This is a genomic window from Coprococcus sp. AF19-8AC, from assembly GCF_003603115.1.
Lineage (GTDB): Bacteria > Bacillota > Clostridia > Lachnospirales > Lachnospiraceae > Coprococcus > Coprococcus aceti.
In genome coordinates, this window is the sequence record NZ_QTMI01000002.1 from 752,022 (window position 1) to 776,503 (window position 24,482).

Sequence of the window (24,482 nt, forward strand, 5' to 3'; positions counted from 1 at the left end):
TATTTATGTCTACTGTACCGTCATATTTTAAAGATTTTCTATCTAATATTCGTTTGTCTGACAATCAAGTGAAGGATTTGAAAACAGGGCATACGACATTAAGAAGGAGATTAGAGGAAGATGAAACATTATCAAAGATTATTATTAGTACTTTCTTACAGGGAAGTTACCGACGTTCCACAGCAGTAAAACCCCAAAACGGCAATAAATCAGATGTCGATGTAATTGTTGTAACGAAATTAGACTCTGAAGAGTTTACACCAGAGGAGGCTTTGGATTTATTTGTTCCATTTTTAGAAAAACATTATAAAGACAAATATAGAATTCAAGGCAGGTCAATTGGTATAAGTTTAAGTTATGTTGATTTGGATATCGTACCTACTTCTGCACCTAGTGAAAGCGAAACAGGAGTACTTCAAGATGAGGCGATTATTTCGGAATATACAATTGAAGATTTCCAACAAAAGTTACTTACAAAATCGTTCAATAATGACTTACTTAAAAGTGCATATAACATATTTTATAAATCAGATAACGAACCTCAATGGAAATCCGAACCGTTGCTAATTCCTGACCGTGAAGCGGAAAAATGGGATAAAACACATCCACTTGAGCAAATTCGATGGACGGTTGAAAAAAACAAGAATTGCAATACCCACTATATAAATGTTGTTAAGGCATTGAAGTGGTGGCGCAAAACACAATATCCAGATATGAAACATCCCAAGAGTTATCCGTTGGAACATTTTATTGGTGATTGTTGTCCAGATGATATTAAAAGTGTTGCCGAAGGTGTTGTATTAACTCTTGAAAATATCGTTTCCCAATACACTAATAAACCTTTTTTAGCTGATAGAGGCGTTCCTGAACATGATGTTTTTGCACGAATTACAGATGAAGAATATTCTGATTTCTACGATACGGTTTGTGATGCTGCTAAAATAGCTCGTGAAGCTTTTGATTGTGAAGAATTATATGATAGTGTTTGCAAATGGAGAGAGCTATTTGGTAATGAATTTCCACCAGCTCCAAAGCCATCAAAATCTAATTCTTCAACGGGATTTACAACCCGTACTGAAAAATCGGCAGCCATTCCAGAAGGAAGATTTGCATAGATGGAGTCAAAACAAATTCTTGATAAATTAAATCAGGCTCGAAGGGCTTTAGATTCATTATCTCAAGTTGAGATAATGGATGAGTGGCAATTTGATAATGAATTAAATGTTTGGTATTTACACTTAAGTATTGTGATTGAATGTGAAACACCATATTTCCCTCAGAAATCTCAATGGTTTTTCGTTGTTGGATCCGAATACCCAAAGGGAAAAATTAAAGTATATCCAGACGTCGAAAACAGTATAACGGTTACATTGTATCATCAAGCTAACAACTCCAAAATTGAAAGAAACGGATTGTGGAGAAAAGGAGCATTATGCCTTGAGGTGAATACAATACCTAATTATCAATCGGAACCATATAGTGTAGATGAACGCTTGTTGTATCATGCAAAACGAGCAATTTGTTGGCTAGAGCTAGCGGCAAAAGGAAAATTAGTTACAGAAAGCGAGCCATTTGAGCTGCCCGAATTTTCTATGAGCAATATTTTAGAAATGCAGTTTGCTTTCTCGGAAGATGTGGTTACCTTCATGCAATGGGAGAGTGTCGAATGTCGGTATGGAATAGCAGAATTAGATGTGTATAAAAGTAAACCATTTGTATACTATGTTAAGGTGTTTAAATCGCTAAGTAACAACATCCAGCATTATACAGAATGGGGAAAATATCTTTCAAAAACAATTATATCTCCTCCCATTATTGCCCCGTGGATACTTATGAATCAGATCCCAGTTGTTAATGAGTGGCAAGCACCAGAAACATTTGGCGAATTGTTAGTTGCCTGTGAAAAACAACATATTAATATAATGTGTATCCTTCAAAATATTGTCTCAAAAATTCGGGACGGAAAACGGCATTTGCTTTTAATTGGTTTCCCTGTTCCCCGAATTTTTGGTGGAGACCCCGAGATAATTTCTTGGAAAGCTCTGTATTTACCGACTGTATCATATGGCAAAAGGACAGCAAAAGGATTCAGAAATAATCAACAGGGATGGTGGATGCGTGATAGATGTGAGGTATTCACTAAAAATGCAAAATTGGATTGGATTGTTTCAGAAAATTGGAACCAACACGAAATATCTCAACGAGGTAAAATGAGCGACCTGTTACTAAGAAAAAGAATATTGCTCATTGGAGCAGGTTGCATTGGAGCATCAATCGCAGAAATATTTGTAAGAGCAGGAGTATATAATATTACTATTGCAGATTCAGATATATTTGAAGTCGGGAACTTATCCCGCCATATCTTAAATCTAAATAATATTGGTGAATTTAAAGAATTATCGGTATGTAATTATCTTAACTCCCTAAATCCACACGCAAATGTTAAAGTTATAAATGATACTCTTTCAAATGATGACTCTTTTAAAACAAATATTGATTTGGATAGATATGATGTTATTGTTGATTGTACTGGGGAAAATAATGTACTTGATATTCTTCAAAGAACTAATTTTAAGAGAACCCATATTATAGCTTCAGTCTCTGTTGGATTGGGTGCAAAACGATTATATGTTACACTGATGAATGGTAACACTTTTAATTTTAATGCTTTTTATGATTTGATTTCCCCGTACCTACAGGCAGAAAAAGTCTTATATGATGATTACGACTTGCCAAGGAATGGAATTGGTTGCTGGCATCCGACTTTTCCTGGAAGAAGTGATGATATTTGGATTGCTGCTGCAACTTCCGTGAAGGTAATTGAAAATTACATTATATCAAAATCTCAAAAGACGCTTTCACTCATTTACGAGCAAAAAGAGAGCGATGGGATATTTGAAAGCTATGAGGTGGTGGAGAAAAGAGAGAATGGATAATTTGCTTTTTCAAGATAAGAATCAATCATATACTGTAAAGTTCGACACAAAGGCTTATGAACAAATGCTTTATTATTGTGCTATTTCTAATCCTTATGAAACAGGGGGCATTTTAATTGGAAATTATTCTTCCAACCAAGCAATAGCCAACATTTTGCAAATAACACCACCACCCAAAAATTCTAGACATTCAAAGTGTACTTTTTATAGGGGTATAGATGGATTGAAAAGAATTTTAGACTTGGCATGGAACCAAGGCCAGTATTATTTAGGAGAGTGGCACTATCATCCAAATGCATCGTCGGCACCAAGTAATATTGATAAAAATCAAATGATAGTTTTATCTCAAGACCAAAAACTAAAATGTCCAGAACCTATATTAATTATTGTTGGAGGTTATCAAGACAGTTGGAATATAAATGCTCGGTTATTTGTTAATAAGCAAGAAATTATTCTCAATAAGCGGTAGCACTAGCCTCTTGATAAGACGCAGATTTTTGTGTCAAATTATAAGCTGTACTTGTCGAGTGAGGAAGAATTATTACGAGGATTGAAACAGGAGTATCAATCGTTAGAAGCGGAAAAGATGGAAGAAGATAATGATACTAAAGTAATGGAAAAAAGTAATTGTGCCATAGGCTGTTGCACAATTAGTATGGTGCAAAATTAGTACCATCCATGATTTTGTGGGAAAAGGCTGCACGAACGGTATTAGTACTGTAAAAATATTGTCCAGATATCCATAGTTTTGTGGGGATATAATTTGAATTTGTACGCATGTGGAGAGTGTAGTATTGATGTCAAGGGTGAAATAGAAACTATGGAAGAATGGCTTAAAATAAGGCTTTCAAGTACTTTTGATACTTGGGTTATTCGTTTATGTCTTATATAGAATGCTTAACTCGGGAACATATCTGTACAGTAAATGTTTCCATTGGAGTGTAGGCTTGAAGATACATTATGGATAAATCGTAGGGTTGTAGCTACGGAATAGATATCATAATGGTTTTGAAGTGAAATCGAAGAAAGAGAAAAGATGCGATGAGAACAATGTTATTAAGTTTCAAGGCAGATGTCTATAAGAGGGTATTGTCAGGAGAAAAAATATATGAACATAGACGTGTTTTCCCTAATGAAACGGTTAAAGCTTATTTATATGTGAGTGCACCTGTTAAGGCAATTGTCGGTATTATGACATTAAGTAACAAGGTCATGATAGAGTCTTGGAAGGAAAAATTTTCGTATGATAAAGCGGCTGTTGAACGGATAGATAATTATTTGAAAATGCATACGGTGGCGATGGAAATTACAAATTTTCAAAATACAAATATGATTCCGCTGGAACAACTTAGAAATGATCTTCCAGGGTTTGTTGTTCCACAGATGTATTATTATATTGAAGATTCCCTGTTACTTGAATATCTTGAAAATAATTTGAAACCAGAAGGTGATTTGATTAAACATTCTTTTAAAAATATTACAAGTGATATGATATGCACTCACTAAAGTAAACAAATATGTAACTTGAAAACAGATATGAAAAATAGTATAATGGGTCTATAAAAATTTTCGAAAAGGAAAATAGCACAAACCAATGATTGATACTAATAATTTGCTCACTGCAGGTGAGGTTGCAAAAAAATTAAAAGTGACTGTTCAATCTGTGAGACTACTTATAAAAAATGGTATGCTTAATGCTGAAAGAGTTGGAAACCAATGGTTGACATCCATCGAAGACTTAAATGAATACATAGAAAAAAATGACGTGGTAATTGAACCGGATGATCATGAGCGGTTGAGTGACGATATTCCGGAAATAGTCGCATTGAGTTTTTTCTCAGGAGCGATGGGATTAGATATTGGAATGAAAAATGGTGGGATAGATGCTTTGTTAGCTTGTGAGTTTAATAAGGCTTGCAGAATGACTATTGCCAAAAATAAACCTGAAATTGGACTGATAGGAGATATTACAGATTTTACAGCAGAAGAGATTCTGAAAATGGCTAAGATACCAGAAAGAAGAAAGGTTGATGTGATTTTTGGTGGACCACCATGTCAGGCATTTAGTACAGCTGGGAATCGAAAGGCATTTGATGATGAACGAGGAAATGTTTTTCTAAAGTATTTAAGTATTATTTCGGAAATAAAACCAACATATGTTGTTATTGAAAATGTTAGAGGCCTATTGTCAACTCCTTTTAAGTATAAAGACATTGAAGAACCTATTAAAGGGGGCGCAATGATGATTATTCTTGATAAATTGAAAGAAATTGGCTACACGGTTTCATTTAATTTATATAATGCTGCGTATTTTGGGGCTCCACAAATTAGAGAGCGTGTAGTTATTATTGGAAAACTAGGTGGAGGTAAAGTCAGTTACCTTCAACCTACACATAATGAAGAAGGAACTGATGGATTGAAAGCATGGCGTACATTGAGAGATGCGTTTGATGATAATCTTCCAATGAATGTAGAACATCATTTTATTGAGTTTCCAGAGAAAAGATTAAAATACTATCGAATATTAAAAGAAGGACAATATTGGAAAGATCTTCCGTTAGACTTACAGAAGGAAGCTTTGGGAAAGTCATTTTATTTGGGTGGTGGAAAGACAGGATTTTTAAGAAGATTATCATATAGCAGACCATCACCAACATTGGTTACTAATCCAACAATGCCAGCTACTGACTTGGCTCATCCAACAGAGGACAGACCATTAAGTGTTGAAGAATACAAGAGTATTCAAGAGTTCCCAGAAAGTTGGAAAGTTTGTGGTGGTATTTTGGATCAGTATAAGCAAATTGGTAATGCTGTTCCAGTAAAATTAGGTGAGGCAATTGCAAAAACTATTATTGATGATATGAACGGAATAAAGTACGAAAATACAGGTTTCTCGTATTCAAGATATAAGAACACCGATGAGATTTCATGGATGCAATTCATGAAAAAAGAAATGGAAAAAAGTAGAAAAAAATAGTATTTAATACAATGTTGTGGCAACCGTCATAGTGATTGGTTGCCACAAAATGTTTTATTCTTCAGAAATGATATCAGAATTAGCCTTGATAATTTGTTTTAGAAAATTTTGATAATCGTCTTCAGTCATTTTACAATTTGGTTTAATATCTGTAATAACATGTGAATTAATTATATCATTAAGTATATCCCATTTGTATGCTGGTAATATTTTGCCATTGCTTTTCCGAGAACCAAGACGATACCACTTTTCTATAGTAGTTCCCTTACGTACTTTGCTAGATGAACTGTTTTCGGTGTTGTTTTTATTTTTAATCTGTAAAAGTACGCTTCCATCAATTGAGCAAAAATCAATTGCTTGAAGAACGGTTCCGTTACACCATACCCAACCATACTTCTGTATATTATTGTTAATGTATTCTTCTAATAAGTTACCCTGAATATTTTCTGCACTCATAAAAAGATTGTGATATACTAGCATACGTTTTATTTGTTTTTTTTCTTCTCCAGTAGCATAGTATACGATATTTTCTAAAGCAGGATCATTGCAACTTCCTTTAGGAGATGCCTTTCTTTTGCTAGGTGGGTTTTGGGTAGCATCTACATAGCATTTAATCCATTTTTCTATGTAATCAGAACAAGATGATGCAGAACGAATATTGGGAAACAAAGCTAAATCCTCACTCTGTAAACCTACATTAAATATTATTCTTAATTCTTTTGAGTAAGGGTTGTTGGCAATTTTTTCATTAAATATTTCACTAATCTTTTCGATTGATTTTTCAAATTTATTAAGTGATGGCATATGCATTACCTCCTGATCTATTTTTTACAGTTATTATATTACAATTATTACATATTTACAATAAAGTGTGTTTTGACAATGTTTTAAAGAGGTATGTGAAATAAATAGCTTGCTATTATGTGCCTTCAGAGTGATATATGTACATACCAAAAAAATCATAAGGAGGTACAAAACATGGTACTACATTTTTATGTAACAAAGGACAAACGAAAAGCTATGGTTCAGGCAATCGAGAAGGAAATCGGGGGTAAGGCAAAATACCTCGGAGTTCCTTCTTGCGCCTACGAAATTGGGAACTTTACGGTAGGAAAGAATGGCGAATTGGAATTCGGAGATTTTGATGACCTTGATGAGATTGCACCGATTGTTGATGCCTGTGTTTTGGCAACAGGGGTCAGCCCGGCAGAATGGAACAACAATGAAAAGGGGGCAGAAGAACCCGACAGTGAGCCGAATAAAGGGGCAGAAACGGGCGAGAGCCTTGGACTTACGGTTTCCATACCACTTGAAAAAGTGGACATGGGAAACTTAATAAGCCTGCTTGAAGCAAAAGGCGAACTGATAAAGAAAGCCTTGGGAATCGAGAATGTTCACATTGAAGAAAAAGACGAGGTTGTAAACTTCCCTTGGTTTGAAGAGGTAAAGCCGGAAGAGGCACTTGCCTACACTAAATTTATATCAGCCATTTGCGAGATGAGTAAAAAGCAGAAGAGAGTGACCGCAAAGCCAAAGGAAAATAAGAATGAGAAATACGCATTCAGATGTTTCCTTTTAAGGCTTGGGTTCATCGGTGATGAATTCAAGGCAGACAGAAAAATCCTTCTTTCAAAACTGGATGGCTCGGCTGCATTCAAGGCAGGAGCGAAGAAAGGGGGTGAGCAGTAATGTTTTTCCCATCAAGAGATGTTGTAAATAAGGTAAAGGAACAGTACCCGGCGGGTTCAAGAGTGGAACTTATTTCCATGAACGACCCATACTGAGATATTCCAAGTGGCACGAAGGGAACTGTTACAGAGGTGGATGACACAGGTACAATCCATGTGCATTGGGACAACGGATGCTGCCTTGGGGTTGTCTATGGAGAGGACTCCTGCAGAAAACTGAATACCGTGAAAGTCATCTGCTATAACGATGAGGAAGTATGGGACAGCCGGGAGGAGGCTTTGGAATTTTATATGAAAGCAATGGCGGGTTCCGAAGGAAGTTAGCAGGAACGATATGCCAAGATTGTGGCGGAACTTGCGATGGGAAAGGCTGTCTGCACGGATGGAGAAGAGTAGAAAACCACTGGAAAGATACACAATAAAAGGTGTGTATCTTTGTCCAGTAGTGGTATTCCAATTTATGTGCTTTAGAGTGATATATGTACACAACGAAAGCGAATACTTTTCAGGAGGTACATAGAATGAGCGAGAAAATCACAAACCAGATTGCAGAAATGAAAAAGCAGACCATACTACAGAGAAGATGGACATAAACGAATTGGTGGAGCTGATGGTTGAGACCATAGCGGTTAAACAGCCAGTAATCCGTATCAATAAATATGATTTCCCATATGATGTTGTTCGGAGCAGATTGGAGAAGATAGATTTTCATACGATGGAGTATGTGCTGGAATGCCTTCGCAACATACGAAGCTATATGCTCACGACACTGTATAATGCTCCGGTAACATGTAGTAATTACTATAAAGCAGAAGTAAACCATGACTTCTATGGTAAGTAACGATTCATAACTGCTGGAAACAGCAGTTGACTATATATTTTTCACCTTCCCTTCCTTTTGAGGGGCAGGAGGGCACACCTGCCTCTCGTTTTAAGGAGATTGCTGCAAGCATGATTCTTTGATATAATCAATGCAACAGTTTTACAAATCGGAATTTATAGGAGGATATAAGTGTTTGTGGTTAGAAAAGCTAAGGCAAGTGATAGTGCTGCAATATGCAAGATTTGTGGCGAGGATTTAGGCTATACCTGCGGAATAGAATTAGTGCAGTCAAAAATGAAGAAATTGGATGATTCAAGAGAAATTGTATTCATTGCGGAAATAAATAATATGGTAGTTGGCTTTGTTCATGCAGAAAAGTATGATGTATTGTATTATGATACAATGGTAAATATTCTGGGCTTGGCAGTGGCTGAGGAATATCGTCATAAAGGGATTGGTAGTCTGTTATTGAAAGCTGTTGAACAATGGAGCGAAGAAAAAAATATTCACTTTGTTCGTTTGAATTCTGGAACCACTCGAGTTGAAGCGCATAAGTTCTATAGGACTAATGGATATAGAGATGACAAAGAACAAAAGAGATTTATTAAGAGGATATAAATAACAAATTCCAGTTTGTCGAACACATGAAAATTTGAATTTGTAAATCTGATTGATTTTATAATACAAAGTATTGGAGAGAAATAATATATGTTAGATTTAAAAATCAAATACAACGAACTAACAGCAGAGCAATTTATTGAATTATGGGAAACAGTATGGGGAGATGGACCATCTCTTGAGCAAACAAGACTAGCAATGAAACATACCATATTTAGAGTTTCTATATGGGACGGAGATTGCATTGTTGCTATGGCAAGAATGAATGGTGATATGGGACTTAATTATTATATTAAAGATGTTGTTGTCAGACCTGAATATCAGGGAAAAGGTATTGGAAGAATATTAATAGATGAATTAAGAAGGTTTATAAATAACAATGGAGTAAAAGGAACAGATATTTTTGTGGAGCTATGTGCGGTTCCAGATAAGATACCTTTTTATGAAAAATTTGGATTTGAAGCAAATGAGGCACAAAGATTAAAAATTTTTCATCATGTCGAGTAATATTAAAATTCCAGTTTGCCAACTTGCCCTTTGAGAGAGGAGAAATCCTTTTCTCAAAGGGTTTTTTCTATTTATACGGATATTCGCAAACTACAAGATAAAGCCAAAACTTCATATACTCTAAGCACAAGTAGGTTGAGGTTTATATAGTTTGGATGAAATCACGGAGATATTCTGTAAATTAGGACTTCGTATTTGTAACAGCTTTGCTGATTTCAGTGGAAAGCCGAGTTCTGATAATGATATTCAATTGATGGTTTATTCCATACGGGAATAAATCTTCATCAAATCTTTATTTTTTTCTGTTAGGTTATATTTCAGTAAGAAATGAAATATAGAAGGAAGGATAGTAAAGATGGAAATGATGTTACAGACACAAAATCTATGTAAATATTTTAGAAAACAGAAAGCGGTAAATAATGTTTCACTTAATATCGAAAAGGGACAGATTTATGGACTGCTTGGACCGAATGGCGCTGGTAAATCTACCACATTGAAAATGCTGACCGGTATGATGAAACCAACTGCAGGAAAGATTTACTTTGATGGAAAACTTTTGGATAGGAAAGATTTATCAAAAATAGGAGCGTTAATTGAAAATCCGCCTATTTATGAAAATCTTTCCGCCAGAGAGAATTTGAAGGTAAGACAATTATTGCTTAGTACAGATGAAAACAGAATTGATGAGGTCTTGCAGATTGTATCACTTACAAACACCGGAAAGAAGAAAGCAGGACAGTTTTCTTTGGGGATGAAGCAAAGACTAGGCATTGCAATGGCATTGCTTGGAGAACCGGAACTTTTGATATTGGATGAACCTACGAATGGATTAGATCCAATAGGCATCGAGGAATTACGAGAGCTGATCCGGTCTTTTCCGGAACAGGGAATCACTGTAATTCTCTCAAGTCATATTCTCTCAGAGGTACAGTTACTTGCAGATAAAGTCGGGATTATTTCAGGTGGAATCTTAGGATACGAAGGAGCATTAAAGCAGGGAGATAATCTTGAAGATTTGTTTATGAATGTGGTAAGAAAAAACCAGAAAGCAGGTGAAATCCATGGTTAATATTATAAAAGCAGAACATCAAAAAGCCAAAAGAACCATGCGAAAAAAGTTTATCTGGGGATTTCCTCTTCTTACATTTGTCATGGCATTTATATTTACTCTTGGGATGACAAATGCTTATGCAGAAAGTGTTTGGAACTGGTGGTATACACTTTTGCTGCCGGGGATGATTGCTCTATTTTGTTATCTTTCTGTGGCGCAGGAGAAAAAGATAAAATACTATCATTTAATGACTATTCCCACAGACAGAAGAAAATTGTTGCTGGGGAAAATTATTTATATTGGGTACATGATTTTGTTTTCTAATGTGATTGTGTTTGCAGGAGCAACGCTTGGAGGCTTTCTTCTAACGACACATGTTCCAGTTGGAGGAGCGTTGATTGCAGTATTGTTTCTGACGGTTTCTGAGTTATGGGAGATTCCGATAGCTTTATTTTTAAGTGAACGATTTGGAATGATTGTAAACTTGTTCGTCTGCCTATTTATTACCGTCAGCGGTGTGGTAATATCACAAACCAGAATCTGGTATGTACTTGTTTCTGCAATCCCTATGCGAATGATGTGCCCGTTGCTTCATGTTTTACCAAATGGACTTGCCGCAGAAGCAGGGAATCCTCTTTTGGATACGGGAGTCATTGTTCCGGGAATGTGTCTCTCAATCATCTGGTTTGTTTTTGTAACGGTTCTGTTTTTGAAATGGTTTGAGAGAAGAGAGGTGAAATAAGATGATTGGAAGATCTCTTAATGCAGACTTGCGAAAGATGAAAGGAACATCTGTGATTCTGGCACACTTACTGATTCCGATTATAACCAGCGTTATATTTTTAATATATTACTTTTTTTCACCATGGAATGAAAATATGAAAGTGATTGCATTTTATCAGGCAATAGGAGCAGGACTTCCGGTACTTATTGGAATTTTTACAGCAAGTGTGATGGAACAGGAACAAAATGCAGGTGATTTTCAAAATCTGTTGTCTTTACCGGATAAACCTGCAGCATTTTTATCGAAACTGTTGATGCTACTGGTTTTGTGTCTGTGCTCTATCCTATTGACAGCAATCATATTCGGAATTGGATTTGGAAGAATCGCATCAAGCGATATCGAAATCATGAAAGGATGTATATTTGCAGCATTGCTGCTGTGGGGAAGCAGTGTTCCACTTTATCTGTGGCAGCTGATTCTGGCTTTTCAGTTTGGAAAAGGGGTATCCATTGGAGCAGGGATTATATCAGGACTAATTAGTGCATTGATGCTTACCGGACTTGGAGATTATGTGTGGAAATATGTATTTGTCTGCTGGACGGGTAGAGTACCATATACTTATTTGCAATCTGTATTGGGAGAAACTAGTGTAGGTGAATGGTTGTCATTCATACCAGGTTGCTTAATATTTACAGGGATTAGTATGGTATACTATTTTTGGTGGGTAAACCACTGGGAAGGAAACAGAATATCGGAATAGAATCGAGGGAAACTATGGCAAAAATACTGGCAGTTGATGATGAACCGGCAATTCTGGAAATGATAGAAAGCATTTTGAATAAGGATGGACATCTGGTTACCAAAGTAAGTAATCCGCTGAAATTTAATATGGAAGAATTACATCGTTATGACCTGATTTTACTTGACATTATGATGCCTGGAGTGGACGGCTTTGAATTATGCAAAAGAATCAGGGCACTTGTGGATTGTCCGATTTTGTTTCTTACCGCAAAAACGGAGGAAAAAAGTCTGGTGAACGGACTTTCGTTGGGAGCAGATGATTATATTTCAAAGCCATTTGGAGTGATGGAACTTCGGGCAAGGATTCATGCACATCTTAGAAGAGAGCACAGGGAACATTCTGTCCGGATGGTTTTTGGGAGGGTCTGTATTCAAATATCTCAAAAGAAACTATTGGTTGATGATAAGGAACTTCCTCTTACGAAAGCGGAGTACGAAATTTGTGAATTCCTGGCTAAAAACAGGGGACAGGTTTTCTCGAAAGAACAGATTTTAGAAGAGGTCTTTGGTTTTGACAGTGAGAGTAATGACAGTACCGTTATCACGCATATCAAAAATATAAGAGCAAAATTTGCGGATTATGATTATACACCGATAAAAACAGTCTGGGGGATTGGATATAAATGGGAAGAGTAAAGAGAAGCAATGCACTCAGCTGGATTTTTATGAGATATGTACTGGTCATGCTTGGATCATTAGTAGGTTTGGTGATTGTTGCTTGGCTGCTGCTGTCCCTTTTGATTAGTGTGGGCTGTATCTATCCGGCGAATTATGCAGAGCAAAAGATTAATGAAGCATATGATACGATTTTACGTGCGGATAAAGTAACTGCTGAGATGATTCCTGCACTTTGTGATTATGTAATCTTTTCAGAGAATGGAGAGAAAATAGGTGGAGATCTGTCAGAACAATACGAACAGATAGCATGGAATGTTGCAAAGTACGGAAACGCATCCGGGAAATATTTTTATAAAGTAATTGTAAGGGAAAATGAATATGTTGTATTGCAATATCGCCTGACACCTCAATATCATTCAGCTTTTTTGAGGGAGCATTTTATAGAACCACAGAATGTGATGAGTATTATGTCAGTGATTGGAGCGGTAGCGATTATCATCATTCCGTCCATACGTTTTGGAAAAAGAATCAAAAAGCAGATGCAGCCTGTATTAGACGCAATCAGACAAATAAAGGATCAAAATCTGGAATATGAGACATCCTGTTCCGGTATCAAAGAGTTTGATGACTGTTTATCGGCAATCGATGATATGCGAGATGCATTGCGAGAATCTTTAGAAAAGCAGTGGAAAACAGAGCAGGAAAAGAAACAACAGATGTCTGCTTTGGCGCATGATATTAAAACACCTCTTACGATTGTACGGGGAAATGCAGAACTACTTTCAGAGACTGAACTGACCACAGAACAGAAGAATAATATCACTTATGTTTTGAACGGCACAACACAGATACAAAGTTATGTAAAACAGTTGATAGATGTCACAAAATCATGGAATTGCAGTGATGTTACCTATACAACGGTGAGGTTAGAAGATTTTTTCGCAGATATAAAGGAACAGGCACTCGGACTGGTAGAAATCTATCACCAGAAAATAGATTGGAAGGCGGGACAAAGTGATAAAAAGGTAACGATTGCTTATGATCCAATGTTCCGGGCCGTAATGAATATGATTCAGAATGCAGTGGAGCATACAAAAGAAAATGGAATCATTTATATTGACGCAAAGGAGCAGGATGGCCGGCTGACATTCATTGTGGAGGATAGCGGATCAGGATTTACAAAAGAAGCATTATTGCATGGCACAGAGCAGTTTTTTATGGATGACACAAGTAGAAATGGCGAAGCCCATTATGGGATGGGACTATTTTTTGCAAAAACTGTGGCTGAAAAATATGGTGGAGGTATTAAACTTTCAAATTCTGAAAATACAGGTGGGGCGAGGGTAGAAATATTTTTCCTGAGTAGTCAAGAAACAAGCTAAATAGACCGCAATTAAGCTATGTAAAAGAAATTTTACATGCTTTTATCTAATATGTAAAAGCCTTTTGATAGACATTACTACTACGTTTGCTGTAATCTCATGGAAGAAGGAGGCATGACTTCTATGGTAAGTAACGATTCATAGCTGCTGGAAAAAGCAGTTGACTATATATTTTTCACCTTCCCTTCCTTTTTTAGGGGCAGGAGGACAAACCTGCCTCTCGTTTTAAGTGGATTGCTGCAAGCATGATTCTTTGATATAATCAATGCAACAGTTTTACAAATCGGAATTTTCTAGATTGATGTTAGTAGATTATAATCTGTTAGAAAGATTGCATTAACAATGAAAGGCTTGAAAATATGAAGGGTATATGGAAAGCAATTGCTTATTTTGTTCTGTATTTTGGATTGACAATGATTTTACAAGTATTGTTATCTATAGTATTTTGTGCAATAGGTGCGGCGAACGGTCTCCATGATGAAACTTTGATAATGGAGTTTGCTAATAATAATATTTTAGGGATGACTGTAATTTCGGGCATACTGACTGTATTGATTCTGTATTTTGTTTTTAAACTTCGCAAAAAGCAAGTTAAGAAAGAATGGAAGCTTAACCATTTTAAAGTGAATAATGTTGTTTTGGCGTCGCTGATAACATTTTCGTTCTCGTTTCTGTTTGCATTATGTACGTACAACGTATCTATGGAAAACTCACTGATGATATTAAAGTCAGTTGGTTTCTATAACGAAGTAATTCCGTTGTTTGGTACTATAATGATGGTGGTTAATTTATTAGTGATAGCACCGATTTCGGAGGAGATTGCACTTAGAGGAATTGTTTATTCAAGCGTTGAAAAGACCACAAATGCAGTTACAGCTATTATAGTAAGTTCTATATTGTTTGGTCTGATGCATTTAATGGCAGGTGGAATTGTGCTGGCAGTTGGTGCGGCACTAATGGCGTTTGTTTTTGGATATATATTCTATAAGTTTAAGTCATTATGGGTATGCATTATAGCCCATGCCGTTGCGAATTTGCCAGATTTTATTCTTTACAATAAGCCAGATATTTCTGGAGGTATATTCTGGGGATTGGTGATTTTTTTTGTATGTGTGTTTATTATGGGGGTATGTGCTATTCAGAAAACAACTCAAAGAGATAATGTATAGTCACGCCCAAATTTGAATTTGCTGGTGGTGAATTTGAATTTCTCTCGCTGTCTGGTTTGATATAAAAATTTGATTATTTGAAAAAATCAAAAAATAACGCAGCGTGATATATTGCTTGTCACGCTGCGTTATATACTAATATGGGCCTTGAAAGGAGGCAGGATATGTCATTATATACAACAGGAGAACTTGCAAAGAAGTGTAATGTTTCAGTAAGAACCATTCAATACTATGATGAAAGAGGTATTCTTGTGCCAACGGATTTGACAGAGGGAGGACGAAGACTGTTCTCTGAAAAGGATGTTGCTACATTGGAAACAATATGCTTTTTGAGAGACTTAGATATCTCTATTAAAGATATTGCTGAAATATTGGAATCTGATGAGTCTAAAAAAGTAATTGAACTTTTGCTTGATGAACTGAATAAAAACCTTCAGGCAGATATTAAGAAAAAAACAGAGCAATTAGAAAAAATAAAAAATATAAGAAATTTTTTGACTTCTTTCAAGGATGGCTCACAAAAAACAATTCATGACATATCGTCAATTATGGAGGAAAAAGAAAAGCGAAAGAAAATGTACAAAAAAATGCTGATCGTAGGAATTCCTGTAGAAATCACAGGAATTGTAACTTTTGTTATTGGTATATTACAAGGAATTTGGATACCATTTTTTGTAACTACGGCAGTGTATACTATTTGTGCTGTCTTTTTAGCAAACTATTGGTACAAACGGATAGAGTATATTTGTCCGGAATGCCATACCAGATTTCAACCAAGGAAAATGGAAACTCTGTTGGCAAATCATAATCCAAAGATGAGAAAGTTAACTTGTCCTAGTTGTAGGAGGAAAATTTGGAGTTTGGAAGTATATAGAAAAGAGGTGGATGCATAATGGAAACAATTAATTTGAGTAAGAAACAATTTGTGATATACATGGCAGTCGCATTTGGACTAGCTTGGATTTTAGAAATGATAGCAAGTGTTTTTAGTAATAATGGAAATCAGATAGTGTTTACTGTTATAGTGATGATTACCATGTTTATGCCGTTCCTTGGTGTACTGGTAGCCAGAATCCCACTAAAAGGTATGGGATGGGTACCACATTTAAAAGGGAAACTTCGTTATGTATTCTTTGCCCTTTGGATGCCGGCGTTATTAAGTATCCTTGGAGGGGTCTTGTTTTTTGTGATTTTCCCGGATACATTTGACTCTGAATTTATGACGTTAAGAGGTCTTTTAGAGGAAGCGGGAGCGTTGGAACAGTTTGAAGCAAAAGGTATCACTATGCCAATGTATTTGTTAATTACTAGCATTCAGGCGGTAACTGTTGCACCATTTATGAATATGTTTGTTGCATTAGGCGAAGAGGTCGGTTGGAGAGGTGCGCTGTATCCATATTTGAAGAAGAAGCTGGGTGTTACTAAGGGTCGAATTGTAGGTGGTACTATTTGGGGGGCTTGGCATTGGCCGATTATGATTTTGGCTGGATATGAGTATGGTAAAGAATATATTGGCGCACCGGTACTTGGTCCGATTGTGTTCTGTGTCGCTACTATTATGATGGGGATATTATTTGATTATGTATATGAAAAGACAGAGACCATCTGGTTGCCATCTCTTATGCATGGTGCTACCAATGCATTTACTATTTTTGCATATCTGGTAAAACCTGATTATTCCAATATGGCAATACTGGGACCGGCATATATCGGTATTATCAGTATGATTCCGATGATTGTTATGGCGGTCATTATTTGTGTAAAGAAGAAGAGGGATTGAGTATTAAATGGATATTCAATCGCACTAACAAATTTCAGTTTGTAGGGAACAACAGCTAAGACAATTTTATAATAAAACAGCGTCAGAGCATTTATGTGTAAAAGCATGAATGCTCTTTTTTTGTCCTTTCATGGACAAAGAACAAGAAAGCAGCTTTTGGACAAATTGTCCAGAAGTTCAAATAAAAAAGAAGGAGGATACCTGATGTATAGCAAAAATGGTATTCTGTGGGTAAGACCACCCACACAGGACAGGAAGCATAGAGAAAATAATATCGGGAGGACAGAACAATGGTCGATGAATTGACGCAGGAGTCGTTCCAGACAGGAAAGGCGATTGTGACTGTCAGCGTAGATCTGATTACTGGATGAAAAATAAATTTTGTTGAGGTTAAATTGAGATTGACTTTGTATTGTATAAGGAAAGAATCTGCGAGACCGATTATACGGACGAAACTTTTGAGACAGAAAAGATTACATTAGTGTCAAATCCTATTCACACAGGTTCCAAAGAACCAGTAGTGTGGTATCAGTTGGGAGAATTGATGAAAAATGCAAAAAATCGTGTGAAGATCCACACGCCACATATTATCTGTAATGATATGATGTATAATACATGGGAGGAGATTGCAGAGAACGTTTCAGATTTTTCTATCATGACAAATAATACGCAGTGAAGATATTAATAAACAGTTGGAAGAGGGCATGATGGAATATGAAAAAGTGTCCCGCCAGATATTAGAAGGCGGAACTTATAATGATCCATATCATGTAGAGCCAATTGAATTGACAAAGAAGCGTCAGAGAAACGTACTTTTGGTACAGCATCTGCTTGGATGGGCAAGATATCTGTTCTGATAAAGGAGGAAGAAGATCGTGTTTCAAATATTAATTGTAGAAGATGATAAAGAATTAAGCCAGCTATTCCAAAAAGTGCTTGAGAAGAATGGATATCAGGTCAAAAGTGCATCGGATGGAGCACTGGCATTAGAAATATTGGATAAAGAGTATATTGATCTGATCATTTCCGATATTATGATGCCGGTTATGGATGGTTATGAACTGGTGTCGGAACTCCGTTCAGCAGGATATCAGATACCGGTACTTATGATCACTGCGAAAGGTTCCTTTGATGATATGCGCCAGGGATTTCTTTCGGGAAGTGACGATTATATGGTAAAACCGGTAAATGTGAATGAAATGGTTTTAAGAGTAGGAGCACTGCTTCGCCGTGCACAGATACTGAATGAACACAAAATTGTGATCGGTTCAACAGAGCTTGATTATGATGCAATGACGGTTACAACTGATAAGGAAAGTCTTGTTTTACCTAAAAAAGAATTCCTGCTTTTATATAAGCTTGCAGCTTCGCCAGGCAGAACATTTACAAAACAACAGTTGATGGATGAAGTATGGGGATACGAGACGGAGGCAGACCCACATACGATAGAGGTACATATAGGAAGAATCAGAGAGCGTTTTAAAGATAACCCTGATTTTGAAATTGTAACAATGCGTGGAATTGGATACAAGGTGGTGAAAAAATAATGGAACAAAAGAAAGAAAAAGGATTGCGGATCCGATCCTGTCTGACTGGTGCAATCTGGCTGGCACTTGTATTTTCAACAGTCATATCTGCTTTATTATTTGCTTTTTTGAATCATTTTTTTAATCTGCCGGGCAGCATACCTGTGCTTGGCTGGCTTTTGATTTTCAATACATTGATTGCAGGGCTGATCACTTCCTTTATTAATGCAAAGTTGCTGGAACCAATTACCAGACTTAGTAAAGCAATGAAGGAAGTTTCTCAGGGAGATTTTGAACAGCATTTGGAAACGAACAGCCGTATAGCAGAAGTTGGAGAATCTTATCAAAGTTTTAACGTTATGACAAAAGAACTTCGTGCAACAGAGGTGCTGCAGATGGATTTTGTATCTAATGTTTCTCATGAGTTTAAGACCCCGATTAATGCCATTGAAGGATATACAATGCTGCTTCAGGGAGAAGAACTGTCTCCGGATCAAGAGGAATATGTAGAAAAAATCTTATTTAACACCCAAAGACTTTCCGGATTGGTTGGTAATATTTTGCTGTTATCCAAGTTAGAGAATCAGAATATACCAATGAAAAAAACAGAATATCGTCTGGATGAACAGATCCGCCAGGCATTTCTTTCATTGGAAACAAAATGGACAGAAAAAGAAATTGGTTTTCAGGTAGAATTGGAGGAAGTTAAATATATTGGGAATGAAGGACTTTTTATGCATATCTGGATAAATCTTTTGGATAATGCGATTAAGTTCAGCCCTTCAAAGGGGACAATTACGATGTTTCTGAAACAAGAACAGGATTCTGTTAAGTTCATTCTGGAAGATGAAGGACCAGGAATAGAGGATGATGTAAAATCCAGAATATTTGACAAGTTCTATCAGGTAGATGGATCTCATAAAGCAGAAGGAAATGGCCTAGGTCTTGCACTTGTAAAACGGATTGTAGATAGTGCCGGAGGAACAATCAAAGCAGAAAACCGTGAATATGGTGGATGCAGATTTGTTATAGAGCTGCCAAAGCAGAAAGATGAGATTATATAGTTTTAAGATAAATTAGAAGATGGGAGGATTTATATGACATTTTATCAGGAGTTGCAGTTAAATCAGGCAGGTTCTAAAAACCTGTTGAAAAAGAGTGAAACACTAAAAGAAAAATTATATCATATGTGGGTATATCTGGTGAAGATAGCTGTTACAATGGCATTTTGTTTTTTCTTTGTTAGTATTTTCAGCATCCTATTTGGAAATGAGAACAGCATTGTAGGTGTAGTAGTCTTATTATGTCTCATGGTGTTTAGAAATGCGGATCTGGGGATCCACACCAGACAATCTACGATGCTTTTGGCTTTGTTCTTTGTAATTATGACTGTATGTCCGCATTTAGCAAATCAGTTTTCACCGGTATCGGGAATGCTGTTAAATATTGCGGCACTGGCTGTGTTGATTCTGTTCGGATGCCATAATCCATTCATGTTTAATCAATCTACATTGGTTCTTGGGTATCTGCTGTTATATGGTTATGATGTTACGGGAAAAAGCTATCAGATGCGATTAGTCGGAATGGCTTTAGGTGCAGCACTTACCTGTTTCGTATTTTATCGAAATCATAAAAACAGAACTTATAAAAGAAATCTGAAAGATCTGATACAAGAATTTGATATCACTTCTTCCAGAACAAAATGGCAGATATGTCAGATTTTATGCGTACCGATTGTCATTTGCATTGCAGAACTTTGTAATATGCCACGTGCAATGTGGGCTGGTATTGCGGCCATGTCCGTGATTTTGCCGTTTATGGAAGATATGCATTACAGAGTCCGTAAAAGGATTGTCGGAAATATTGCAGGTGTTATATGTTTTACAGTATTATATTTTCTGCTTCCTTCGTCAATCTATGCATATATAGGAATTCTTGGTGGAATCGGTGTAGGATTTTCAGCACAATATGGCTGGCAGGCAGTATTTAACACATTTGGTGCTTTAGCCATTGCTGCAGAGATTTATGGACTACAAGGAGCGGTTAGTCTTAGAGTGATTCAAAATGTTTTTGGTGTTGTGTTTGCTTTAGCATTTTGTGTTATATTTTATTGGTTTATGTCTAAAAAAAGGAAAGTGAGGTGACCGTACATGCAGAGTGAAGTGAATCAGGGAGAAAAATTGAATAGAATTATTACGGTTTCTAATATTCTTTCTTTTTTTTCGGCTTTGTCTGATTCCGGTAATTATATGGAGTTATTGTGTAAAGAAAAATCCTCTGTTAGCTGGTGAAATCTTATTGCTGTCTGGTTTTACGGATCTTGCTGATTGATATATCGCAAGAAGATTCCATAGGATTAGTAATTTAGGAAAAATACTTGATCCGGTGGCTGATAAGCTGACACAGGCAGCGATGCATATTATATGGTTCCACATTACATCGATGGTATCAGATCTGTTGATTGGTTTGTGCGCTATAATGATGGTCATATCGGTCGCTCTGTATATTATCCAGAATCTGATGCAGATTTTCAGTAATCTGTTGTCTAATGCAATAAAGTACACACAGGAAGGTGGAATAATCCAGTTTATAGCAGAAGAAAGTGAGACAAACTCTTCTACATATGGAAAATATCATTTTATAGTCAGTGACAATGGTATGGGAATGTCTGCTGATTTTAAAGAAACTATCTTTGACGCGTTTACTCGTGCAGAAAGTTCCGTAACAAACAAAATACAGGGAACTGGTCTGGGAATGGCAATCACTAAAAATCTGGTTGAATCGATGGGGGGAACGATTGAGGTTGAAAGCGAACCAAATCGCGGAAGTAGTTTTGAAGTAATCTTAAATCTAAAAATTGTGGAGAACAGAGTAGTTTCTTCGACAGAACAGATAGAAATGCATGAGACAGATAGTGATATTCTGGATGGAATGCGCATCCTTTGTGCAGAGGATAATGAGTTGAATGCAGAAATCCTAATGGAATTATTAAAGCTTGAAGGTGCAGAGTGTACTATTTGTGAAAATGGCAAAAGGATTTTGGAAGCATTTGAACAGTCCGTGCCCGGTGAGTATGATATGATCTTGATGGATGTACAAATGCCTGTTATGAATGGTTATGAGGCAACGGAGGCAATCCGTAGAAGTTCACATGAACAGGCAAAGACGATCCCGATTATTGCCATGACTGCCAATGCATTTTCAGAGGATATGCAGCACTCTCTCGCTGCTGGAATGAATGCTCATATTTCAAAACCAGTTGATATGAAGTTGTTGAAGAAAACCATAAGAAATATAAAACTTGGGAGGGAGGAAGCCCAATTTATTGATCAATAATCACTAAAGAGAAATAAGAAGGACAAGAAACAAAAAATACTCATTGTAGATGATTCAAAATTTAACACTTTTGGATATCAATACTCTGTGCAGATAAAAGCGAAGGTGGAAAATGATAGCCAGATGTATAGTCTGAAACTGCATACATTGTGGTCTCCTATGAAGAAAGACGGATATATAGGAATCATTGGATATTTTGATGCTGTAAATTAAATATGTAGATTATTAATCATAGAGTGTATGGATTCAATCAATTCCATATGCTCTTTTTCTTTACTTGATCTCAGGAAAGATTTTTGCAACCTGATACAATTTTCTGTTCTACAATCTCCGTCATAATAAAAATATCTCCATCATTTCAAAAGAAAATGACGGAGATGTCTGAGATATTTGGTGTGGATAAGTCCGGAATAAGCAGACATTTGAAAAAAATATTTGAAACAGGTGAATTAGATGAAAAAGTGGTTGTTGCAAAAATTGCAACAACCACGAGGCATGGAGCAATAGAAGGAAAAATTCAGCAGAATGAGACAAATTATTATAATTTAGATGCAATTATTTCTGTTGGATACAGGGTTAATTCTAAAAAAGCCACACAATTTCGTATATGGGCAACAAGAGTTCTGAAGGAGTATATGTTAAAAGGCTTTGTCTTGGATGATGAAAGGCTGAAACAGGGCCAGACAGCATTCGGGAAGGATTATTTCAGAGAACTTCTTGAGAGAGTTAGATCTATTCGTGCAAGCGAAAGAAGAATCTGGCAACAGGTTATGGATATTTTCGCAGAATGTAGTATTGACTATACCAGAGATTCAGAAATTGCTTATCAATTTTATGCGACAATTCAAAACAAGTTTCATTATGCAATTACGAAACATACTGCAGCTGAAATTGTATATGAGTCTGCAGATCATACAAAAGATAATATGGGCTTAACTACATGGAAAAATGCACCAGATGGAAGAATTCTAAAGTCGGATGTATTAGTAGCTAAAAATTATCTTGATGAAAGGCAGATTAAGCAATTAGAGAGGGCTGTTACAGGATACTTTGATTACATAGAAGATTTAATAGAACGTGAAAACGTTTTTACTATGTTTAATAGAACGTGAAAACGTTTTTACTATGGAAGAGTTTTCCGAAAGCGTAAATGCATTTTTGGAGTTTAGAAGATATGATATTTTGAAAGATAATGGCAAAATATCTCATGTCAAAGCTTTAGAAAAAGCTTACTCAGAATACGAAATATTTAATAAAACACAGAAGATTAGTTCTGATTTTGATAGGTTTATTCAAAATATAAAAGACAATTAATAAGACATGGATGAAGATGTTGAACCAGTTGGTGGAAATCGAAACAGAAAGTATAAATTGAGAACAGAAAAGTAGTTTGATAAGATTTGTCAGAAATATTGGAGAGATAAATAAGTATTTGCAAAAGGAGACCTCTTATTTGAAAAAGAAAAAGGATGAAATAACCATCCGTTCCAGTGCAGCAGAATATTTAACCTATGTTGCCGCTGTTGGCAATCAGCAGGACAGCATAGAGATGCGCTATGAGGACGAGAATATATGGCTGACGCAGAAAATGATGGCCACATTGTATGATGTAGGAACAATACAATCAATTATCATATTAAAAAAATATTCGAGGACAGTGAGTTACAGGAGAATTCAGTTATTCGAAAAATTCGAATAACTGCTCTTGATGGGAAAAGCTACAATACAAATCACTATTCTCTGGAGATGATCATTGCTGTAGGTTTTAAGGTCAATTCCGAGCGTGCGGTACAGTTCCGTAAATGGGTAAACCGGATTGCAAAGGACTACACCATCAAAGGCTGGGTCATGGATGATGAACGTCTGAAAAATGGTGGATCTGTGCTTACAGTAGAATACTTTGACCGTTTGCTTGAGCAGATTCGTGAGATTCGTTTGTCTGAGCGTAGATTTTATCAGAAGATAACAGATATCTATGCCACAGCTCTTGATTATGACCGAACAGCAAAAACAACAAAACAGTTCTTTGCAAAGGTTCAAAATAAGATGCATTATGCAGTTCACGGACATACAGTAGCGGAGTTGATTTACGAGCGAGCCGATGCAGAAAAGCCACATATGGGATTAACCACTTGGGCAGCAGCACCGGAAGGTAAGATTGTAAAAAGTGATGTTAGCGTTGCAAAGAATTATCTTTCAGAGAAGGAAATGCGTTCGTTAGAGCGTATCGTTTCAGCATATCTGGATTTGGCAGAGGACCGTGCAGAACGTCATATTCCAATGACGATGGAGGACTGGTCAAAGCGACTGGATCTATTTCTGATGGCAGATGACAGGTAAACGCTCCACTGTGGGTACCCCCACTATAATTAGCCGCTCGTCTGAGCGGCTTTATTTCAGTATTATTTCCTGCATTCTGCAGGGAGTTCATCTGACCAGGGCAGAAGTTTCTCGAAGAAATCATTGTTCTTATCATCCATGTGTTCTGGGATCTCTGTAAGAAGATAATTAAAGTATTCATACAGTCTGAGCTTGTTTGCTTTTGC

23 protein-coding genes and 6 pseudogenes are annotated in these 24,482 nt (G+C 36.4%); 27 read left to right on the forward strand and 2 right to left on the reverse strand.

What is annotated here, in order from left to right; translation table 11 throughout:
• The first annotated feature begins 5 nt into the window (after nucleotides 1–5).
• The 5 genes from DWX57_RS08045 (at nucleotide 6) to DWX57_RS08065 (ending at nucleotide 5,913) form a co-directional block, all read left to right on the forward strand.
• Entirely contained in the window at nucleotides 6–1,115 is a 1,110-nt protein-coding gene (locus DWX57_RS08045; protein ID WP_120123478.1) for an SMODS domain-containing nucleotidyltransferase, read from the forward strand.
• Nucleotides 1,116–2,936 (forward strand): ThiF family adenylyltransferase, encoded by a 1,821-nt coding sequence (locus tag DWX57_RS08050; protein ID WP_120123480.1) that lies wholly within the window; start codon nucleotides 1,116–1,118, stop codon nucleotides 2,934–2,936.
• Nucleotides 2,929–3,405, forward strand: a complete 477-nt coding sequence (locus DWX57_RS08055) for a Mov34/MPN/PAD-1 family protein (protein WP_202192180.1) — start codon at nucleotides 2,929–2,931, stop codon at nucleotides 3,403–3,405. The genes DWX57_RS08050 and DWX57_RS08055 overlap by 8 nt, the downstream gene beginning before the upstream one ends.
• 572 nt (nucleotides 3,406–3,977) lie before the next feature.
• The gene (locus DWX57_RS08060) at nucleotides 3,978–4,442 is read left to right on the forward strand and encodes a hypothetical protein (protein ID WP_120123482.1); all 465 of its coding nucleotides are present in this window, start codon (nucleotides 3,978–3,980) and stop codon (nucleotides 4,440–4,442) included.
• Between the two features lie 88 nt (nucleotides 4,443–4,530).
• The gene (locus DWX57_RS08065; protein WP_120123485.1) at nucleotides 4,531–5,913 is read left to right on the forward strand and encodes a DNA cytosine methyltransferase; all 1,383 of its coding nucleotides are present in this window, start codon (nucleotides 4,531–4,533) and stop codon (nucleotides 5,911–5,913) included.
• 54 nt (nucleotides 5,914–5,967) lie between these two features.
• On the opposite strand, the gene DWX57_RS08070 is transcribed toward DWX57_RS08065, so the two are convergent.
• The gene (locus DWX57_RS08070; RefSeq protein ID WP_055272225.1) at nucleotides 5,968–6,717 is read right to left on the reverse strand and encodes a SinI family restriction endonuclease; all 750 of its coding nucleotides are present in this window, start codon (nucleotides 6,715–6,717) and stop codon (nucleotides 5,968–5,970) included.
• Between the two features lie 174 nt (nucleotides 6,718–6,891).
• On the opposite strand from DWX57_RS08070, the gene DWX57_RS08075 reads away from it, so the two are divergent.
• The 22 genes and pseudogenes from DWX57_RS08075 to DWX57_RS08175 all read left to right on the forward strand — a co-directional run.
• On the forward strand, nucleotides 6,892–7,602 hold the full coding sequence (locus DWX57_RS08075; protein ID WP_120123487.1) for a virulence: 711 nt from the start codon (nucleotides 6,892–6,894) through the stop codon (nucleotides 7,600–7,602).
• A pseudogene (locus DWX57_RS08080) lies at nucleotides 7,602–7,925 on the forward strand (DUF4314 domain-containing protein). Before DWX57_RS08075 ends, DWX57_RS08080 begins: the two are co-directional and overlap by 1 nt.
• A gap of 247 nt (nucleotides 7,926–8,172) precedes the next feature.
• Nucleotides 8,173–8,442, forward strand: a pseudogene (locus DWX57_RS08085) (DUF6017 domain-containing protein); the annotation flags it as partial.
• Between the two features lie 177 nt (nucleotides 8,443–8,619).
• Entirely contained in the window at nucleotides 8,620–9,042 is a 423-nt protein-coding gene (locus DWX57_RS08090) for a GNAT family N-acetyltransferase (protein ID WP_055272531.1), read from the forward strand.
• Between the two features lie 90 nt (nucleotides 9,043–9,132).
• Complete coding sequence (locus tag DWX57_RS08095) at nucleotides 9,133–9,549, forward strand: GNAT family N-acetyltransferase (protein WP_118016915.1); 417 nt, start codon at nucleotides 9,133–9,135, stop codon at nucleotides 9,547–9,549.
• Nucleotides 9,550–9,904: 355 nt separating this feature from the next.
• Nucleotides 9,905–10,618, forward strand: coding sequence for a lantibiotic protection ABC transporter ATP-binding protein (locus tag DWX57_RS08100; RefSeq protein ID WP_120123489.1), 714 nt, complete (start codon nucleotides 9,905–9,907; stop codon nucleotides 10,616–10,618).
• Complete coding sequence (locus tag DWX57_RS08105; protein WP_120123492.1) at nucleotides 10,611–11,342, forward strand: lantibiotic immunity ABC transporter MutE/EpiE family permease subunit; 732 nt, start codon at nucleotides 10,611–10,613, stop codon at nucleotides 11,340–11,342. The genes DWX57_RS08100 and DWX57_RS08105 overlap by 8 nt, the downstream gene beginning before the upstream one ends.
• 1 nt (nucleotide 11,343) lies before the next feature.
• Nucleotides 11,344–12,084 carry a lantibiotic immunity ABC transporter MutG family permease subunit gene (locus tag DWX57_RS08110; protein ID WP_005330844.1) on the forward strand — a complete coding sequence of 247 codons (741 nt, stop codon included), beginning with the start codon at nucleotides 11,344–11,346 and terminating at the stop codon, nucleotides 12,082–12,084.
• Nucleotides 12,085–12,098: 14 nt separating this feature from the next.
• Nucleotides 12,099–12,761, forward strand: coding sequence for a response regulator transcription factor (locus tag DWX57_RS08115; protein WP_120123494.1), 663 nt, complete (start codon nucleotides 12,099–12,101; stop codon nucleotides 12,759–12,761).
• Nucleotides 12,749–14,125, forward strand: coding sequence for a sensor histidine kinase (locus tag DWX57_RS08120; RefSeq protein WP_021737751.1), 1,377 nt, complete (start codon nucleotides 12,749–12,751; stop codon nucleotides 14,123–14,125). The genes DWX57_RS08115 and DWX57_RS08120 overlap by 13 nt, the downstream gene beginning before the upstream one ends.
• 359 nt (nucleotides 14,126–14,484) lie before the next feature.
• Nucleotides 14,485–15,294: a CPBP family intramembrane glutamic endopeptidase gene (locus tag DWX57_RS08125; protein ID WP_118558932.1), complete on the forward strand. Its 810-nt coding sequence runs from the start codon at nucleotides 14,485–14,487 to the stop codon at nucleotides 15,292–15,294.
• 164 nt (nucleotides 15,295–15,458) lie between these two features.
• The gene (locus tag DWX57_RS08130) at nucleotides 15,459–16,187 is read left to right on the forward strand and encodes a MerR family transcriptional regulator (RefSeq protein ID WP_165852778.1); all 729 of its coding nucleotides are present in this window, start codon (nucleotides 15,459–15,461) and stop codon (nucleotides 16,185–16,187) included.
• Nucleotides 16,187–17,074: a CPBP family intramembrane glutamic endopeptidase gene (locus DWX57_RS08135; protein ID WP_120123496.1), complete on the forward strand. Its 888-nt coding sequence runs from the start codon at nucleotides 16,187–16,189 to the stop codon at nucleotides 17,072–17,074. The genes DWX57_RS08130 and DWX57_RS08135 overlap by 1 nt, the downstream gene beginning before the upstream one ends.
• Nucleotides 17,075–17,492: 418 nt before the next feature.
• Nucleotides 17,493–17,931, forward strand: a pseudogene (locus DWX57_RS08145) (phospholipase D family protein); the annotation flags it as partial.
• 18 nt (nucleotides 17,932–17,949) lie between these two features.
• A complete protein-coding gene (locus DWX57_RS08150) occupies nucleotides 17,950–18,621 on the forward strand; it encodes a response regulator transcription factor (protein WP_120123498.1) in 672 nt (223 codons plus the stop codon).
• Complete coding sequence (locus tag DWX57_RS08155) at nucleotides 18,621–19,664, forward strand: HAMP domain-containing sensor histidine kinase (protein WP_120123500.1); 1,044 nt, start codon at nucleotides 18,621–18,623, stop codon at nucleotides 19,662–19,664. The genes DWX57_RS08150 and DWX57_RS08155 overlap by 1 nt, the downstream gene beginning before the upstream one ends.
• Nucleotides 19,665–19,697: 33 nt before the next feature.
• On the forward strand, nucleotides 19,698–20,744 hold the full coding sequence (locus DWX57_RS08160) for an FUSC family protein (protein ID WP_120123503.1): 1,047 nt from the start codon (nucleotides 19,698–19,700) through the stop codon (nucleotides 20,742–20,744).
• Nucleotides 20,745–20,750: 6 nt separating this feature from the next.
• Nucleotides 20,751–21,117: pseudogene (locus DWX57_RS14235) on the forward strand (CDP-alcohol phosphatidyltransferase family protein); the annotation flags it as partial.
• Nucleotides 21,115–21,936 (forward strand): annotated as a pseudogene (locus DWX57_RS08165) (ATP-binding protein); the annotation flags it as partial. The pseudogenes DWX57_RS14235 and DWX57_RS08165, both read left to right, overlap by 3 nt.
• A gap of 377 nt (nucleotides 21,937–22,313) precedes the next feature.
• On the forward strand, nucleotides 22,314–23,048 hold the full coding sequence (gene rhuM, locus DWX57_RS08170) for a RhuM family protein (protein ID WP_279230021.1): 735 nt from the start codon (nucleotides 22,314–22,316) through the stop codon (nucleotides 23,046–23,048).
• A gap of 13 nt (nucleotides 23,049–23,061) precedes the next feature.
• Nucleotides 23,062–23,250 (forward strand): RhuM family protein, encoded by a 189-nt coding sequence (gene rhuM / locus DWX57_RS14535; protein WP_279230022.1) that lies wholly within the window; start codon nucleotides 23,062–23,064, stop codon nucleotides 23,248–23,250.
• A 139-nt stretch (nucleotides 23,251–23,389) separates the two neighbouring features.
• Nucleotides 23,390–24,258, forward strand: a pseudogene (locus DWX57_RS08175) (virulence RhuM family protein); the annotation flags it as partial.
• Nucleotides 24,259–24,338: 80 nt separating this feature from the next.
• Here DWX57_RS08175 and DWX57_RS08180 read toward each other — a convergent pair.
• A partial coding sequence (locus tag DWX57_RS08180; RefSeq protein ID WP_133300879.1) for a transposase domain-containing protein occupies nucleotides 24,339–24,482 on the reverse strand: 144 nt, incomplete at its 5' end.